Here is a 15,342-nt window from a genome sequence, read left to right on the forward strand (position 1 = left end):
CAAAGGTGCGGACGGAATCGGCATCGCGGACACTTTCGGTGTTTCGGAGGTATTGACCCAGCAGTGTGCGCACTTTAACACCGGCGCGTGACACGTCGGTGGAAGCGATCCCGCTGTGCGACGGTGCCAGTCGGGCCGTGTGCCTGTAGGGTCTGGTCCTCGTGGTGGAAAGTAGAACCCCGTCCCGTCGTTCCGTCTATATCTGGGGCTTGATCACCTCCCTCGGAGTGATCGCGGGCTATGGTGCGGTTCTCCTGGCCAACGTTCGGCACTTCTATACCGACGACACCGAATCCCAGTACGTCCCGCTGTGGGTGATGCTCGGCAACCGGCTGCGCAACGGTGATCTGCCGGTGATGGTGCCCGAGCACTGGATGGCCGGGAACTACTCGATCGAGGAAGCCGGGCTGCTGAATCCGCCGCAGTTGCTGATCGATCTCATCGCGCCCTCGGTGGACAACCTGGTGCTGTACGCGACCGTGGTGAAGCTGATCTTCGCGATCATCCTCGGACTCGGCGTCTACCGGATCTGCCTGGCCTACGGCTCCCGGGTGCAGTGGGCGGCGCTGGCCGGGGTCTCGATTTCGTTCACCGGCTGGTTGCTGTTCTTCGACGAGGCCAGCTGGATGACCGCCTTCACCGGCACCGCGTGGATGGTGCACGCGTGGGCGTCGGGCGTGCGCTACTCGCGCGGTCGCGGCGGGCCGATCCCCGTGTTCGTGTATCTCTACCTGGCGATTTCGGTGCAGTACATCTTCCCGGCGGTGGAAGCCGGTCTGATGATCGGCGCGGTCGCGGTCGGTGAGCTGATCTACCAGCGGACCTGGCGCCCGTCGCTGAAACTGCTGACGGTGGCCGGCTTGGCGGCGCTGGCCGGAGCGGCGACCTACCTGCCGAGCATGCTGTCGGCGAAGGTCACCTGGCGTGGCACCGCTCAGATCAACAACGACATGTTCCTCACGGTGCCGTGGTCGGAATCGCTGAACGCGAGCCTGCCCTCGACCCTGCCCGCGTTCACCTCGTGGTGGGGTTACGTCCAGCCGCTGCCGGTGGTCTACATCGCCTGGTTCCTGATTCCGGCCCTGGCGTTCATCGACTGGGGCAAGGCGCGTGCGGCCTGGCGCGAACTCAGCGGCATCGGCCTGTTCGCGATCGCTGCGCTGATGTGGACGGCCGGACCCGGCACGATCGGCCCGCTGCGCTGGCCCGCCCGCGTGCTGCCGATGGTGGCGCTGGGTCTGCTGCTGCTGGTGTGCGTGCTGCTCGGGCGGTTCGCGACCTTCAAGGACTGGCGTGCGCGGGGTATCGCGGCGGCCGTGCTGATCGGGCTGCTGTGGGTGCGGTCGTTCTCCGCCGACCCACACAACTGGATCGCGCATGTGATCGCCGCGCTGGCCATCGCCGCGCTCGGGGCCGCGCTGGTGTGGCTGGCGGTGAACAAGGGGATCTCGGCGGCCGTGGCGCTGGCGATCATCGCGGTGTCCCCGATCGCGTATGTCCAGGTGGAACGGGCACAGCCGACGCCGATGAGCTGGAATCTGCCCAGCGATCGAGCCGCGGCGCGCGCGGCGTTCCCGGAATTCGCGGGGACCACGCTGCAGCTCGGCGATCGCGCACTGATCCAACCGGGGGAGCGCACCCTCGACGGTGCCTACGGCTCGCTGGTGTTCGGCAACTACGCCAAGGACATCGAGCGCACCTATGTCAGCGGCTACACCCCGAACGGTCACTTCTGGTTCGGCGACATGCTCTGCATGCGCTGGGACACCAGCGTGTGCCCCGACGCCTACCGCCGCGCGTTCGCGGTCGAGCCGTCGACGGGCAAAACGGTCGTCGATTTGATGAACATCGACCGGGTGGTGCTGCAACGCGCGCTCTACCCGGCCGCGCGGACAGAGCCCGCGCCCGAGGGGTGGAAGTGGGTCGACTACCCCGGCCACGAGAACTACATCTCGGTCCTCGAACGTGCGGACGGCCTGATCTCCACCCGCAACGGCCGGATCTCGGCGGTCGAGAACGCCACCGCGGTCTCGACCTCGGAAAGCGATACGACGAGCCGGGTCACCGTGAGCTCGGCGGCCGGTGGCCGCGTCGTGTTCGCGCGTCTGGGCTGGCCGGGCTACCGGGTGAGCCTCGACGGCAAGGACATCCCGTTCAAGGTCGTCGCGAAGAGTTTCGTCGCGGTCGACATTCCGGCCGGGACGAAGAACGGCGATCTCGAGCTGACCTGGCGTCCGCCGGGCTGGAAGATCGGCGGCGCCGCGATCGGCCTCGGACTGCTCGGACTCGCGGTGTTCCAGTGGCTGTACGTGCGTGGGCGTAAGCCCGACGACGAGGAGCTGGACGCCCCGGCGGCGGAGTCGATCGCCGACGACGACACCGCGCTCGCGAACGCGGTGCGATGACCGCCGAGGCGGCGGGCGGCGTGCTCGAGACACCGGGCCCGCTGCTGCGGATCGTGAAACGTCAGGAGCTGGCGTTCGCGATCGTCGGCGGGTTCAACACCCTGCTCGGCATGGCGCTCGTCGTTTTCTGGCTGCAGGTGCTCGGCGACGGCAGGCCCGGTCTGGCCGTTGTCGCTGCCTACGCGGTGAGCACGGTCGTCGCGTTCGTGCTGCACCGCACCCTGGTGTTCCGCGTGCACGGCCATCTCCTGCGTGACTTTCTCGCGTTCTGTGGGGTCAACGCCGGTGGTCTGGTGCTCAACGTGATCCTGGTGGAACTGGCGGTTACCGGCCTCGGGTTTCCCGCCGCCCCCGCCTCGGTGATCGTCATGGGTCTGGTGGCGGTCGTGAGCTTCTTCGGACACCGCTACATCTCGTTCCGCCGGGCGCGGTAGGTTAGGCACATGGCGCACGAATCCACCATCGACGCAACCCTGCTCGGCCTGCTGGCCTGCCCCCAGGACAAGGGTCCCCTGCAGCTGGTGCGCACCGAAGCCGATGTGAGCGTGCTCTACAACCCGCGTCTCCGTCGCGCGTACCCGATCGACAACGGCATCCCGGTGCTGCTGATCGACGAGGCCCGCGACGTCTCCGACGCCGAGCACGAATTCTTCGTCGCCGAATCCTGATCGGCCCATTCGGCAGCTTCCCCACTGCTCCCGAATCGGGGTTAGGCTTACCTTAGTTCGTGCTGAGGTGCTGACCCGATCAGGAAAGAGTGCGTCCGATGGCTGATGACGTCGCATTGAGCGGCATTCCGCTGACCATGCTGTGGACCCTGCACAACCGTGGTGCGGAGGTGAAGCGCGCCGACGCGGTCCTGACCGATCCGGACTGTGAACGCCTCTACGACACCATCGATTTCGACTACACGCGGACCTTCGGCGAGCCCGACGGCACCCACGCTGTACGTTCGGCCCGCTTCGATGAAGCACTGCGGCCGTGGCTGGCCGCGCATCCCGGCGGGACCGTGGTGGAACTGGCCGCCGGGCTCGAGACCCAGTTCCAGCGGTGCGATGACGGCGCGGTGCGATGGTTGTGCGTCGATGTGCCCGAGGCGATCGAGATCCGCACTCGATTCCTGCCGCCGACGCCGAGGTGTGAGTATCTGCCGATCAGTGCGCTGGATCTGACCTGGCTCGACCACGTCGATCCCGAGCGCGGTGTCTTCGTCACGGCGCAGGGGCTGTTGATGTACTTCGCGCCCGACGACGTGCGCCGCCTGATCGCCGCGATTCTCGAACGATTTCCCGGCGTGGAGCTGATGTTCGACACGATCCCGCCGTGGTTCTCCCGCAAGACCGTGCGCGGGTTCCACACGACGCCGGACTACACGGCGCCGCCGATGCCGTGGGGGATCGAGCGCAGCAAGATCGCGGCGCTGCTGCGGTCGTGGAGTCCGGCGGTCGGCGAGGTGACGGTGAGCTCCTACGGTCCCTCGCACGGTCCGCTGGCCGCGACCCTGCCGATCTTCGGCGCGTTGCCGTTGCTGCGCGATGTGCCACCGGCGATCGTGCGGGTGCGGTCGCGCTGAATCACCAACTGCCGGTCTCGATCTCACCGGTCAGGTAGCGCTGTACGACTGGGCCGACGGCATCGACCACGGCATCGATCGGCATCGAGGCCAGCGGTTCCAGCGCGATGATCTTGCGGGCGGTCAAGACCCCGATCATCTGGGATGCGGCCAGCGAGACCCTGGCGCGACCGTCGTCGTCGGCGGTGGCGATGCGCACCCGGACCCGTTCCAGTACCACCTGGAGCAGGAACGTGCGCGCGAGATTCTGATCGCCGCCCGCGAAGATGCTGCGGACCATGGCCACGATGCCGGGTCCGGCGGGGGAGTCCCACACGGTGACGACCGCGCGCACGATCGTCGCGCCGAGCTCGGCGATCGGCGCGGCGTCGACGGCTCTGAGCGTGGTGTCCGGGTCGACCGGGAAGTCCACGGCGGCGGCGAACAGCTGCTGCTTGTTGCCGAAGTAGTGGTGCACCAGCGCCGGGTCGACATCGGCATCGGCCGCGATCGCGCGGATCGAGGTCTTGTCGAACCCGGCGCCGGCGAACCGGACCCGCGCCGCGTCGAGGATCGCCAGCTTGGTGTCGGCGTTGCCCGGCCTGCGTCCGGTGCGCCCGGATTTCGCTGTGCCGGCACCGGATTCGCCGTCACTCATCGTGGATCCTCTCGTCGGGTCGTGTTCGCTACGGGGTGCGTCGACGCAGAGTAGCCGCGGCGAGGCCGAGCGCCACCAGCGCGAACCCGGCGACGACGGCGATATCGCGCCACATCGCAGCTGTCGGCTCCGCGTGAACCGACACCTGCTGGAGCGCGTCGACCGCGTAGCTCAACGGCATCACATTGCTGATCGCCTCGAGCCAGCCGGGCAGCCGGTCGCGCGGTACCAGCAGCCCGCACAGGAAGATCTGCGGCGCGACGATCACCGGCATGAACTGCACGGCCTGGAATTCGGTGCGCGCGAACGCACTCGCCAGCAGGCCGAGCCCGACGCCGCACACCGCGTCGACCATCGCGATCAGCATGACCCAGCCCGGGCTGCCCGCGGCGGTCAGTCCGAGCAGCCAGAACGCGACCACGCAGGCGACCGCGGCCTGCGCGGCGGCGGCGAGGGAGAACGCGCTGCCGTATCCGGCGAGCAGGTCGAGCTTGCTCAGCGGTGTGGTGAGCAGTCGTTCGAGGGTTCCCGATGTGCGTTCGCGCTGCATCGCGATCGCGGTGATCAGGAACATCACGATGAACGGCAGGATCCCGAGCATTGTGATGCCGACCCGGTCGAACATCGTCAGCGGGGCGTGCGGCGGGCGCGGTGCGTCCTGGTAGATGAAGTACAGCAGCGTCATCAGCAGGGCGGGGACCACCAGGATCATGGCGACGGTGCGGTGATCGTTGCGCAGTTGTCGCAGGATCCGGGCGGTCGTGGCGGTGTAGGGGCGCAGGGTGGTCATGCGTGCTCTCCCATCGTGATCAGGGTCAGGAAAGCGGCCTCGAGGTTCTGTTCGTCGGTGCGCTCGCGCAGTTCGTCGGGGCTGAGCTGGGCGAGCAGGTTGCCCTCGCGCATCAGCAGCAGCTTGTCGCAGTGCTCGGCTTCGTCCATCACGTGACTCGACACGAGCAGAGTCGTTCCCGCCGCGGCCAATTCACGGAACTGCTTCCACAGTTCCACGCGCAACACCGGATCGAGGCCGACTGTCGGTTCGTCGAGCACCAGGAGTTCCGGCTTGCCCACGAGCGCGCATGCCAGGGATGCCCTGGTCTTCTGGCCACCGGAGAGCTGGTCGCCGAGCTGATCCGCGTGATCGGCCAAACCGACTGCGACGAGCGCGGATTCGGTGTCGTCGCGGTCGCGCCCGTAGAGCGCGGCGTAGTACGCCACGTTGTCGCGGACGCTGATGTCGGCGTAGATGCTCGGCGCCTGGGTGACGTAACCGACCCGGCGCCGTAGCCCGGCGCTGCCCGCCGGTTCGCCGAGCACCGTGACGGTGCCCGATTCCACCAGCTGCGTTCCTACGATGCTGCGCAGCAGGGTGGTCTTCCCACAACCGGACGGTCCGAGCAGGCCGGTGATCGAGCCGCGGGGGATATCCAGGGTGAGGCCGTGCAGGACGGGGCGTTTTCCGCGTTTGACGGTCAGGTCCGCGACCCGGACGGCGATCGGTGGCGGTGCGGTGCGCGACATGGTCGCCTCAATTCATCGAGTGTTGAATTCACTACGTGATGAATTTAGCGCGATGGTTTCGAGGTGGCAAGGTCAGTGGGCGTGTCCCGGAGGTGTCACGGCCTGCTGACCTGGTTCGACAACGGTGAACTGGCCCATCATCCCGACGTCCTCGTGCCACAGCAGATGGCAGTGATACATGTACGGCGTCGTCGGATCGGCGGGCCCGTCGAACCGTAGGGCCAGCGTCGTCGCCGTATTCGGTGGCAGGAAGATGGTGTCCTTGGCGCCGGTCAGCTCGGGCGGGGGCGGGCCGCCGTCGTACTCGAGCACCCGGAACTGCACATCGTGGACGTGAAAGTTGTGCGGCATGCCGTCGATGTTGCGCACGACCCAGGTCTCGGTGGTGCCCCGGGTGACCGTGGTGTCGATGCGGCTCATGTCCATGCGCTCGCCGTTGATGCCGGCCAGGGTCAGGTCGAAGCGCCGTTGCATGACCGAGTCGGTCCCATCGGGAATCGACAGCGGCACAAGAGTTTCCGGTAACCCAGCGGAGGGGCGCAAGGTCGCCGCCGCGCGCAGTTCGAGCACATCGAACGTGTCGTCACCGCCCGAGAACCGGTTCGACCAGAAGTCGAGACCCGCCGCGAGTTTCTCGCTGCGCAACACCGTGCGCTCACCGGGCCGCATCCGCACCACGATCTCCGCGCGTTCGCCGGGTGAGAGTCGCAGGTGATCGAGGGTGGTGGGGCGTTCGAGCAGGCCGCCGTCGGAACCGATCATCGCGAACGCGCGGGCGTCGTCGAAGGCGAAGGTGTAGATCCGCGCGGTCGAGGCATTGAGCAGGCGCAGCCGCACCAGTTCGTCCCCGACTTCCCGATAAGGGGACAGGGTGCCGTTGACCATGGTGCGGTCGCCGAGGAAGCCGATATCCCGGAAGATCGCGTGCGCGCTGTCGAGGCGGCTACCGCGCAGACGCATGTCCTGCACGATCACCGGGATGTCGTCCACGCCGTAGGTGCTGGGCAGCGGCAGTTCCGCACTCGGTGCGTCATCGATCAGGAACAGGCCGGCCAGGCCGCGGCGCACGTGGTCCTCGGTCGCGCCGTGCGGGTGCGGGTGGTACCAGAGAGTCGAAGCCGGTTGATCCACAGTCCATTCCGGTGTCCATGTCGCACCGGAGTCGACCATCTGGTGCGGCCCGCCGTCCATGGCGGCAGGCAGGTGCATGCCGTGCCAGTGCACTGTCGATGCCTCGGGGAGCTGGTTGCGCACCTGGACCCGCACGCGTTCGCCGCGGGCCGCGCGCACGGTGGGGCCGAGGTAGCTGCCGTTGAAGCCCCACGTCTCGGTGGCGCGACCGGGCTCGAATGTGGTTGTCCCGGTGCGCATATCGAGGGCGAACACCCGTGTTCCGGTGGAGTCGACTGTCGAATCCGCCAGCGGCGGTATGCGCAGTGGCTGAGTGAATTCCGTGGTGCCGACCGTCGAGATGTCGGCGGAGCTCCAGGTCCACGCCACCCCGGCGCCGATCGCGGTGACCAGGGTGACGGCGAGGGCGCACGCGCCGAGCAGGATGCGGCGTAGCCGGCGTGGGGGAGAAGCCATGCGTCGACGGTAGGGGCGCGAACCCGGCGCCACATCCGGGTGCGTCCCCGGTGCGACCCTGATTTCCGGTCGCGGATTTCAGGGTTTCCCGCAGGTCAGGACCATATGACTTGGATCACATCGCCGGGTTGTCACGTTCCTGCGAGCTGCTTTGTCCCATGAACATCCCACCGACAGGAGTACCGCAATGACCACCACTACGCACCGCATCGTCGTCCTCGGGGCCGGCTACACCGGTATGCTGGCCGCGATCCGCCTGGCTCGGCGCACCAGAAAACTGGATGTGGCGATCACCCTGGTCAATCCGTCGGCCCGCTTCACCGAGCGGCTGCGGATGCACCAGATCGCCGCCGGTCAGGAGCTCGCCCACCACGATATCCCGGAAATCCTCGACGGCACCGGCGTCGAATTCGTGCAGGGCTGGGTCACCGCGATCGACCCCACCGCGCGGCGCGTCCACGTCGACCGCATCGGCGAACTCGCCTACGACGAGCTGATCTACGCCCTCGGCAGCACCGCCGAGACCTCCCTGGTGCCCGGCGTCGCCGACCACGCCTTCACCCTCGACGACCCGCGCCTCGCCCACGAATTCGCGGGCAAGCTCGCCACCCTCGCGGCGCAGGGTGCCCGCGTCGCCGTGTGCGGTGGCGGACTCACCGGTATCGAAGCCGCGACCGAGATCGCGGAAAGCCACCCCGGTCTGCGCGTCACCCTGATCAGCTCGGGCGAGCCGGGCGCGATGATGGGCGACAAAGCCCGCGCCCACCTGAACAAGGCGATGGACCGGCTCGGCATCGTCCGCGAGATCGGCGTGCGCGTCGCCAAGGTGCAGCCCGACGCGGTCGAGCTCGCCGACGGCACGGTGATCGGCGCCGACCTCACGCTGTGGACCACCGGCGTGCGGGTCTCACCGCTGGCCGCCGAGGCGGGGATCGAGACCGACGCGCGTGGCCTCATCGTCGTGGACCCGACACTGAAGTCGTTGTCGCACAACATGATTCACGCCATCGGTGACGCGGCCGCCGTCCGCCAGGGGTGGGGGCAGGTGCACGGTACCTGTCAGAGCGGCCTGCCGACCGCCGCCTACACCGCCGACCTGATCGCCGCCGAACTGCGCGGCAAGACAGTGCGGCCGTTCCGCTTCGGGTACTTCCACCAGCCGGTCAGCCTGGGCCGCCGCGACGCGGTCATCCAGTTCACCGACGCCGACGACACCCCGCGCCGCCTCTACCTCACCGGCTGGGCCGCGCGCATCTACAAGGAGCTGGTCAGCAGCAGCCCCGTTCCGACGTTCAAGGCCAGTAAGAAGATGACCATGAACGTGCAATTGTCCAAGGGTGGCAAGGTGACTCGCGCCGTCGCGTGAACAGCCTGCACCGTCGCCGATCGGGCGCCGAGCCTGCTCGGCGCCCACCGACTGGCCGCCGTGACGGAGCGTGCGACATGGTAGATCGTATGGCCGATCAGGATCCGTTTCTCGAACACCGCCGCCTGCTGTTCGCGACCGCTTACCGCATGCTCGGTACCGTCACCGACGCCGAGGACGTCCTGCAGGACACCTGGCTCAAGTGGAACGACACCGACCGCGCCGCGGTCACCCATCCCAAGGCCTACCTGGTCCGCACGGTCACCAATCTCTCGCTGAACCGTCTCACCTCCGCCCGCGCGACCCGCGAAAGCTATGTCGGCCCCTGGCTTCCCGAGCCGGTCCTGACATCGCCCGATATCGCCGAGGACACCGAATTGGCCGACACCGTCTCCACCGCCATGCTCGTCGTGCTGGAAACCCTCACCCCCGTCGAACGCGCGGTGTTCCTGCTGCGCGAAGTGTTCGGCTACTCGCACGCCGAGATCGCCGAAGCCCTCGAACGGTCCGAGGCGAGCGTGCGCCAGATCGCGCACCGCGCGAAGAACCACGTCCACTCGCGACGTCCACGATTCGATACCGACAAGGCCGCCCGCGCCCAGGTCACCGCACAGTTCATGGCCGCCTGCGCAGGCGGCGACCTCAATGCCCTGATGGACCTGCTCGCCCCGGATGTCACGTGCTGGTCCGACGGCGGCGGCGTGGTCACCGCCGCCCGTCGCCCCCTGCACGGACCCGACCACGTCGCCCGCTGGATCCTGGGCGTCCTCGCCAAACCGTCGTCCGCGGGTTTCGAACTCACCGCGACCGGCATCAACGGTGAGCTCGGCACCCTGGCCTCCTTCGCCGGAAACCCCGGCGCCGCCTTCACTTTCGACCTCGTCGACGGACACATCCAGAATCTGCGCTTCCAGGTCAACCCCGGCAAGCTGGCCGGGCTGTACCGCGGCACCGACCTGCTCGGCTGAGCAACCCCTCGCTGACCGTTTGTCGCGCCGGGACGAGCTCGTCCCGGCCGAGAACCCCTCCTGCATCAGGGGTGAAACCTCGTCCCGCGCTGGGTTCGCGCGAACCGGTCACTGGCCCTACCATTCTGCCGTGTCAAGCAATCTCAACGACCGGGCCGAAGGTGGCCAGGTCAGGGCCTCGACCCTGGAACTGTTCTTCGACCTGGTCTTCGTTTTCACGATCACCCAGCTCACCCACGTGTTCGTGCACCATCCGGGATGGGAAGCAGTTCTGCAGGTCTCGCTGATGTTCGGCGTGATCTGGTGGATGTACAGCGGGTACGTCTGGCTGACCAACGAGGTCGCGCCGAGCTCGTCCTCGCGCCGGACCTGGTTGCTGGTCGGGATGTCGGCGTTCTTCATGCTCGCGCTCGCCGTGCCCGACGCCTTCCACGGCACCGGTGTCGCCTTCGGCATCGGCTACCTGCTGGTGACCGCGATCCACACCGCGATGTTCGCCTCGGCGGGCGGGGCGTCGGCCGTCCTGGCGATCCGCCGGATCGGGCCACTCAACGCGGTATCGGCCACCCTGGTCGTGGCGGGCGGCTTTACCCACCCGCCACTGCAATACGTGCTCTGGGCAGGGGCTTTCGCGGTGCAGATCCTCAGTCCCTACCTCGTCGACACCGCCGGGTTCCGGGTGCGCGTCTCGCACTTCTGCGAGCGGCACGGGCTGGTGGTGATCGTCGCGCTCGGCGAATCGATCGTCGCCCTCGGTGTCGGGCTGGCAGGCGAACCGATCACCGTCGCGCTGCTGGCCATGGTCGCGTTGGGGCTGGCGCTGGCGTACGTGCTGTGGTGGGCCTACTTCGGTTTCGACGACGAACGCGGCGAGCACGCGCTGGGCGAACGACCCGACCTCGAACGGGTGCGGCCTGCGCTCGTCGCCTACGACTATGCGCTCTATCCGCTCCTGGTCGGTGTCATCCTCACGTCGGCAGGGATCGCGCTCAGCATCGCGCACGGCGGCGAACCGGTGAGCTGGGCCGCCGCGGGCGCGTTGTCCGGCGGCGTCGCCCTCTACTTCGCCGGACAGTCCTGGTTCCGGACCGCGCTCGGTCTGTCCGGTGCCCGCGGCAGGCTGCTCGGCGCCCTCGCCGTCGCCGCCACCACGCCGATCGGGGTGTATTGGCTCGCCTGGGGCCAACTCGCCGCCCTGGTAGCGGTCGCCTACGCGGTGGTGATCGTCGACGATCGGCGCATCCTGCGCGCCGGGCAGCACAGCGCCTACGCCTGAGTACCGATCGCATCGGCGTACCTTCGGCCACGCGCGGCAACGGAATGCCGCGCGTGGGTGCCCGACTGGGCGACAATGACGGTCGTGTCCGCCCAGGAACTGGCCGTCGATCCCCCTACCGCCGCCCGCAGGTTGCTCGGCGCGATCCTGTGGTCGGGACCGGTGGCGCTGCGCATCGTGGAAGTCGAGGCCTACGGCAGCAACCCCGACGGACCGTGGCCCGATCCGGCCGCACACTCCTGGCCGGGGCCGACGGCCCGCAACGCGGTGATGTTCGGCCCGGCCGGGCGGCTCTACGTCTACCGCTCGTACGGAATTCATCTCTGTGTCAACGTGACCGGTGGCTACGACGGTGAGGCAGGTGCGGTGCTCGTGCGCGCGGCGGAAGTAGTCGAGGGCATCGACCTCGCTCGCGAACGCAGGCCCGCCGCCCGCACGGACGCCGATCTGGCGCGGGGGCCGGGCAATGTCGGCAGCGCGCTCGGCATCAGCATGTCCGACTACGGAACCGAGCTGTTCGACCCGTTCTCCGCGCTGCGCCTCGCACTGGAACCACCGGTGCCGCAGTCCGATATCGCCACCGGTCCCCGAGTGGGTGTCAGCGTGGCCGCCGAGATCCCGTGGCGCTTCTGGCTACCGGCCTCGCCCGCTGTCTCGGTCTATCGGCGCAGCCCTCGCGCCCCGATGCCCTAACGACGATTTCGACAGACTTCGCCGACAGCGATGAGTTTTCCGGCGACGGTCCGTCCTATCTGTTGAACGCGCTACCAACCCGGCGCGACCGACTCGAAGGACGAGACCATGACCACTGCGACCCCCTCCGCGAACCTCTCCGACGCCGCCGGCTACCGCCCCGGCAAGATCCGCAACCGCGTCCTGTGGACCCTGCAGATCGTGCTCGGCCTGTTCTTCGTCATCGCCTCCGGCGGCCCGAAGCTCGTCATCCCGAACACGTTGATGGACAACGCCCCCGAGAACCTGACCATCCCGATCGGGCTGCTGATCTTCATCGGAGTCGTCGAGGTGGCGGGCGGAATCGGCCTGATGGTGCCGCGCCTGTCCGGCCTGGCCGCCGCCGGTCTGTCCGTGCTCACGGTGCTCGCCGCGGCGACGCAGGCCTTCATCGCCGACAAGCCCGCGATGGGGATCTTCCCACTGGTGCTGGCCGCGATCTTCGCCTGGATCGCCTACGAACGCCGCGCCACCATCACCGCGCTGGTGCGATGAGCCACCACTCGACACGCTGACAATCGCCGGAGCCGTGAGGTTCCGGCGATTGTCGGCGTGCCGAGAGTTCGGTGACGGAGCTGATCTCGTGCTCCCGATTTCGTCGCCGAACCCAATAGGGCGAATCCCTCGCAGGTGCGACGATCGAGAACCACGTCGAGAAGACCGTACGAGCAGGAGCGCCCGTGTTCACTTTCCCCAGCAGCGACGGCACCACGATCCACGTGCGGAGCTGGCTCCCCACCGAGACCGAGCCGCGCGGGGTCGTGCAGATCGCGCACGGCATGGGCGAACATTCCGACCGCTACAGCCACCTCGCCGAACGACTGGCCGGTCTCGGTTTCGCCGTCTATGCCGACGACCACCGCGGGCACGGGCTCAGCATGGGTGCCGTACCGGGTGACCTGGGCCCCGACGGCTGGAACCTGCTCGTCGCCGACGAGGTCGCGCTCACCGAGATCCTGCGCGAACGTCACCCCGGGCTGCCCGTCACCCTGATCGGCCACAGCCTCGGCTCCTTCGCCGTGCAGCAGTACCTGCTCGACCATTCCGGCCTCGTCGACGAGGTGGTGCTGAGCGGCACGACCGCGGTCGACGGCCTGTTCGGCGAGATCGCGGCCGCCGGTGGTGACCTGATCGGCTTCTTCAACGCGGAGTTCCAGCCCACCCGCACCGACGCCGACTGGATCAGTCGCGACGACGCCCAGGTCGACGCCTACAACGCCGACCCCTGGTGCGGTTTCGCCATCGACGACGCCAACATGGGCCTGCTCGCGGGCAACGCCCAGACGCGGCTGTCCGATCCGAGCACCGTGCGCGCCGACCTGCCCATCTACGTGATGGTCGGCGACAAGGACCCGCTCAACAACAAGCTCCGCCTGTCCGACCTGCTCGTCCAGCGCTACCGCGACGCGGGCCTTGCCGACCTCACCTACCGGGTCTACGCGGACGCCCGCCACGAAGTCCTCAACGAAACCAACCGCGACGAGGTCGAAGCCGATCTGCTCGCCTGGCTCACCCGCGCACGCGACTGACGAACCGCATGCGGAAAGATGGGTCAGCGTGACCGGCGACATCTTCGACGAACTGACCTGGCGCGGCCTGATCGCGCAGTCCACCGACCTGGACGAGCTGCGCGCTGCCGCGGCCACCGCGCCCCTGACGCTCTATGCCGGCTTCGACCCGACCGCCGCCAGCCTGCACGCCGGCCACCTCGTCCCGCTGCTCGCGCTCAAGCGCTTCCAGCTGGCCGGGCATCGGCCGATCGTGCTCGCCGGCGGCGCGACCGGCATGATCGGCGACCCACGTGACGTGGGCGAACGCATCATGAACTCGACCGACACCGTCGCCGAGTGGGCACAGCGCATCCGGGGCCAGCTCGAGCGGTTCGTCGACCTCGACGAGTCGCCGACCGGTGCTGTCATCGTGAACAACATGGACTGGACCGGCCCGCTGTCGACCATCGACTTCCTGCGCGATGTCGGCAAGCACTTCTCGGTGAACGTGATGCTCGCCCGCGACACCGTCAAACGGCGGCTCGAAGGCGACGGCATCTCCTACACCGAGTTCAGCTACATGCTGCTGCAGGCCAACGACTACCTGCAGCTGCGGCGCGAGCACGGTTGCACGCTGCAGGTCGGTGGCTCCGATCAGTGGGGCAACATCATCGCCGGCGTCGAACTGAACCGGCGCGTCGACGGCGCGCATGTGCACGCGCTCACCGTGCCGCTGGTGACCTCGGCCGACGGCAAGAAGTTCGGCAAGTCCACCGGTGGCGGCAGCCTGTGGCTCGACCCCGAACTGACCAGCCCCTACGCCTGGTACCAGTACTTCGTGAACACCGCCGACGCCGATGTTGTTCGCTACCTGCGCTGGTTCACCTTCCTGAGCCGCGAAGAACTCGACGAACTCGAGCAGGCGACGGCGGAACGTCCCTTCGCCCGCGAGGCGCAGAAGCGCCTGGCAGCGGAGATGACCACGCTGGTGCACGGCGAGGCCGAGACCCGCGCGGCGGAATTGGCCAGCCATGCCCTGTTCGGCCGCGGTGAGCTCGGCGAACTTCCGCTGTCCACGCTCGGCGCCGCGTTGCGCGAAGCCGCGGTCGACGGCAAGGTCGCCGAGGTGGTGCCGGGTGAACCGAACACGATCGTCGACCTGCTCGTCGCGTCCGGCCTGTGCGAAAGCAAGGGCGCGGCCCGCCGGGTGGTCAACGAAGGCGGTGCGTCGGTGAACAACCAGCGCGTGAGCGACCTCGAATGGACTCCCTCCGATGCCGACTACCTGCACGGCGAGTGGCTGGTGCTGCGGCGCGGAAAGAAGAACATGGCGGGCGTGCATCGGATAGCCTGACGTCGTTGCGGAGGCCTGAGTCACATGCGTGTGATTCAGGCCGGCGCAACGGCTGAGCGCATCGCCGTGACCTGCGGAGATCCGGTGCTGTCCAGGCGATTTGACGCGGCGTTATCCGGCGCGTAACTTATTGGAAGTCAGAGCGACACGGACACCAACCCGGAGCCGAGACGCTAGCCCGAGAGGCTGGCGGGTCATGGGAAAACGCGGTAATACGGGGAAACGCCTGACAGAGCTGAAGATCTTGTGACCAGGCTTACGATTGACTTCGTCTGGACGTGAGGTTAGGCTGGAACAGTTGCCCTTCGGAAGATCCGGAACGATCCGGTCATTCCGTTTGTGCGTGTGTTCTTTGAGAACTCAATAGTGTGTCGATGAATGTCAGTGCCAATATTTATATTGGTTCCAGCTTTCATGTACCCCCCGGTCATGG

General features: G+C 67.8%; 15 protein-coding genes. 11 read left to right on the top strand and 4 right to left on the bottom strand.

Features of this window, described 5'->3' with window-relative positions:
- The first annotated feature begins 209 nt into the window (after positions 1–209).
- The 4 genes from ACFQ9R_RS27155 (at position 210) to ACFQ9R_RS27170 (ending at position 3,978) form a co-directional block, all read left to right on the top strand.
- Positions 210–2,405: a hypothetical protein gene (locus ACFQ9R_RS27155; RefSeq protein ID WP_378994261.1), complete on the top strand. Its 2,196-nt coding sequence runs from the start codon at positions 210–212 to the stop codon at positions 2,403–2,405.
- Complete coding sequence (locus ACFQ9R_RS27160) at positions 2,402–2,839, top strand: GtrA family protein (RefSeq protein ID WP_378994263.1); 438 nt, start codon at positions 2,402–2,404, stop codon at positions 2,837–2,839. The genes ACFQ9R_RS27155 and ACFQ9R_RS27160 overlap by 4 nt, the downstream gene beginning before the upstream one ends.
- Positions 2,840–2,848: 9 nt before the next feature.
- Positions 2,849–3,073: a Trm112 family protein gene (locus ACFQ9R_RS27165; RefSeq protein ID WP_378636876.1), complete on the top strand. Its 225-nt coding sequence runs from the start codon at positions 2,849–2,851 to the stop codon at positions 3,071–3,073.
- A gap of 98 nt (positions 3,074–3,171) precedes the next feature.
- On the top strand, positions 3,172–3,978 hold the full coding sequence (locus ACFQ9R_RS27170) for a class I SAM-dependent methyltransferase (RefSeq protein WP_378994265.1): 807 nt from the start codon (positions 3,172–3,174) through the stop codon (positions 3,976–3,978).
- Between the two features lies 1 nt (position 3,979).
- Here ACFQ9R_RS27170 and ACFQ9R_RS27175 read toward each other — a convergent pair whose 3' ends face one another.
- From ACFQ9R_RS27175 to ACFQ9R_RS27190, 4 genes are all read right to left on the bottom strand, one after another.
- Positions 3,980–4,615, bottom strand: a complete 636-nt coding sequence (locus tag ACFQ9R_RS27175) for a TetR family transcriptional regulator (RefSeq protein WP_378994267.1) — start codon at positions 4,613–4,615, stop codon at positions 3,980–3,982.
- Positions 4,616–4,643: 28 nt separating this feature from the next.
- Complete coding sequence (locus tag ACFQ9R_RS27180; RefSeq protein WP_378994269.1) at positions 4,644–5,405, bottom strand: ABC transporter permease; 762 nt, start codon at positions 5,403–5,405, stop codon at positions 4,644–4,646.
- The gene (locus ACFQ9R_RS27185; RefSeq protein ID WP_378994271.1) at positions 5,402–6,136 is read right to left on the bottom strand and encodes an ABC transporter ATP-binding protein; all 735 of its coding nucleotides are present in this window, start codon (positions 6,134–6,136) and stop codon (positions 5,402–5,404) included. The genes ACFQ9R_RS27180 and ACFQ9R_RS27185 overlap by 4 nt, the downstream gene beginning before the upstream one ends.
- A gap of 72 nt (positions 6,137–6,208) precedes the next feature.
- The gene (locus ACFQ9R_RS27190; protein ID WP_378994274.1) at positions 6,209–7,723 is read right to left on the bottom strand and encodes a multicopper oxidase family protein; all 1,515 of its coding nucleotides are present in this window, start codon (positions 7,721–7,723) and stop codon (positions 6,209–6,211) included.
- A gap of 187 nt (positions 7,724–7,910) precedes the next feature.
- Between ACFQ9R_RS27190 and ACFQ9R_RS27195 the strand changes: the two genes are divergently transcribed.
- The 7 genes from ACFQ9R_RS27195 (at position 7,911) to tyrS (ending at position 14,909) form a co-directional block, all read left to right on the top strand.
- Positions 7,911–9,089, top strand: a complete 1,179-nt coding sequence (locus tag ACFQ9R_RS27195; RefSeq protein ID WP_378994276.1) for an NAD(P)/FAD-dependent oxidoreductase — start codon at positions 7,911–7,913, stop codon at positions 9,087–9,089.
- A 77-nt stretch (positions 9,090–9,166) separates the two neighbouring features.
- Positions 9,167–10,057, top strand: coding sequence for an RNA polymerase sigma-70 factor (locus ACFQ9R_RS27200; protein WP_378994278.1), 891 nt, complete (start codon positions 9,167–9,169; stop codon positions 10,055–10,057).
- Positions 10,058–10,187: 130 nt separating this feature from the next.
- Positions 10,188–11,333 (top strand): low temperature requirement protein A, encoded by a 1,146-nt coding sequence (locus tag ACFQ9R_RS27205; RefSeq protein ID WP_378994280.1) that lies wholly within the window; start codon positions 10,188–10,190, stop codon positions 11,331–11,333.
- A gap of 84 nt (positions 11,334–11,417) precedes the next feature.
- The gene (locus ACFQ9R_RS27210; RefSeq protein ID WP_378994282.1) at positions 11,418–12,026 is read left to right on the top strand and encodes a DNA-3-methyladenine glycosylase; all 609 of its coding nucleotides are present in this window, start codon (positions 11,418–11,420) and stop codon (positions 12,024–12,026) included.
- A 108-nt stretch (positions 12,027–12,134) separates the two neighbouring features.
- Positions 12,135–12,560 (top strand): DoxX family protein, encoded by a 426-nt coding sequence (locus tag ACFQ9R_RS27215; RefSeq protein WP_378994284.1) that lies wholly within the window; start codon positions 12,135–12,137, stop codon positions 12,558–12,560.
- A gap of 185 nt (positions 12,561–12,745) precedes the next feature.
- Complete coding sequence (locus ACFQ9R_RS27220) at positions 12,746–13,594, top strand: alpha/beta fold hydrolase (protein ID WP_378994286.1); 849 nt, start codon at positions 12,746–12,748, stop codon at positions 13,592–13,594.
- 28 nt (positions 13,595–13,622) lie between these two features.
- Positions 13,623–14,909: a tyrosine--tRNA ligase gene (gene tyrS, locus ACFQ9R_RS27225; protein ID WP_378994288.1), complete on the top strand. Its 1,287-nt coding sequence runs from the start codon at positions 13,623–13,625 to the stop codon at positions 14,907–14,909.
- Positions 14,910–15,342: the final 433 nt, after the last annotated feature.

The sequence above is a fragment of the Nocardia sp. NPDC056541 genome, from assembly GCF_042794235.1.
Lineage (GTDB): Bacteria > Actinomycetota > Actinomycetes > Mycobacteriales > Mycobacteriaceae > Nocardia.

Excerpts from the sequence above, each read along its gene's own strand:
- ACFQ9R_RS27180 (WP_378994269.1), bottom strand. The coding sequence starts at position 5,405 with ATGACCACCCTGCGCCCCTACACCGCCACGACCGCCCGGATCCTGCGA.
- ACFQ9R_RS27170 (WP_378994265.1), top strand. The coding sequence starts at position 3,172 with ATGGCTGATGACGTCGCATTGAGCGGCATTCCGCTGACCATGCTGTGG.
- ACFQ9R_RS27165 (WP_378636876.1), top strand. The coding sequence starts at position 2,849 with ATGGCGCACGAATCCACCATCGACGCAACCCTGCTCGGCCTGCTGGCC.
- ACFQ9R_RS27195 (WP_378994276.1), top strand. The coding sequence starts at position 7,911 with ATGACCACCACTACGCACCGCATCGTCGTCCTCGGGGCCGGCTACACC.
- ACFQ9R_RS27185 (WP_378994271.1), bottom strand. The coding sequence starts at position 6,136 with ATGTCGCGCACCGCACCGCCACCGATCGCCGTCCGGGTCGCGGACCTG.
- ACFQ9R_RS27215 (WP_378994284.1), top strand. The coding sequence starts at position 12,135 with ATGACCACTGCGACCCCCTCCGCGAACCTCTCCGACGCCGCCGGCTAC.
- ACFQ9R_RS27200 (WP_378994278.1), top strand. The coding sequence starts at position 9,167 with ATGGTAGATCGTATGGCCGATCAGGATCCGTTTCTCGAACACCGCCGC.
- ACFQ9R_RS27160 (WP_378994263.1), top strand. The coding sequence starts at position 2,402 with ATGACCGCCGAGGCGGCGGGCGGCGTGCTCGAGACACCGGGCCCGCTG.
- ACFQ9R_RS27175 (WP_378994267.1), bottom strand. The coding sequence starts at position 4,615 with ATGAGTGACGGCGAATCCGGTGCCGGCACAGCGAAATCCGGGCGCACC.
- ACFQ9R_RS27190 (WP_378994274.1), bottom strand. The coding sequence starts at position 7,723 with ATGGCTTCTCCCCCACGCCGGCTACGCCGCATCCTGCTCGGCGCGTGC.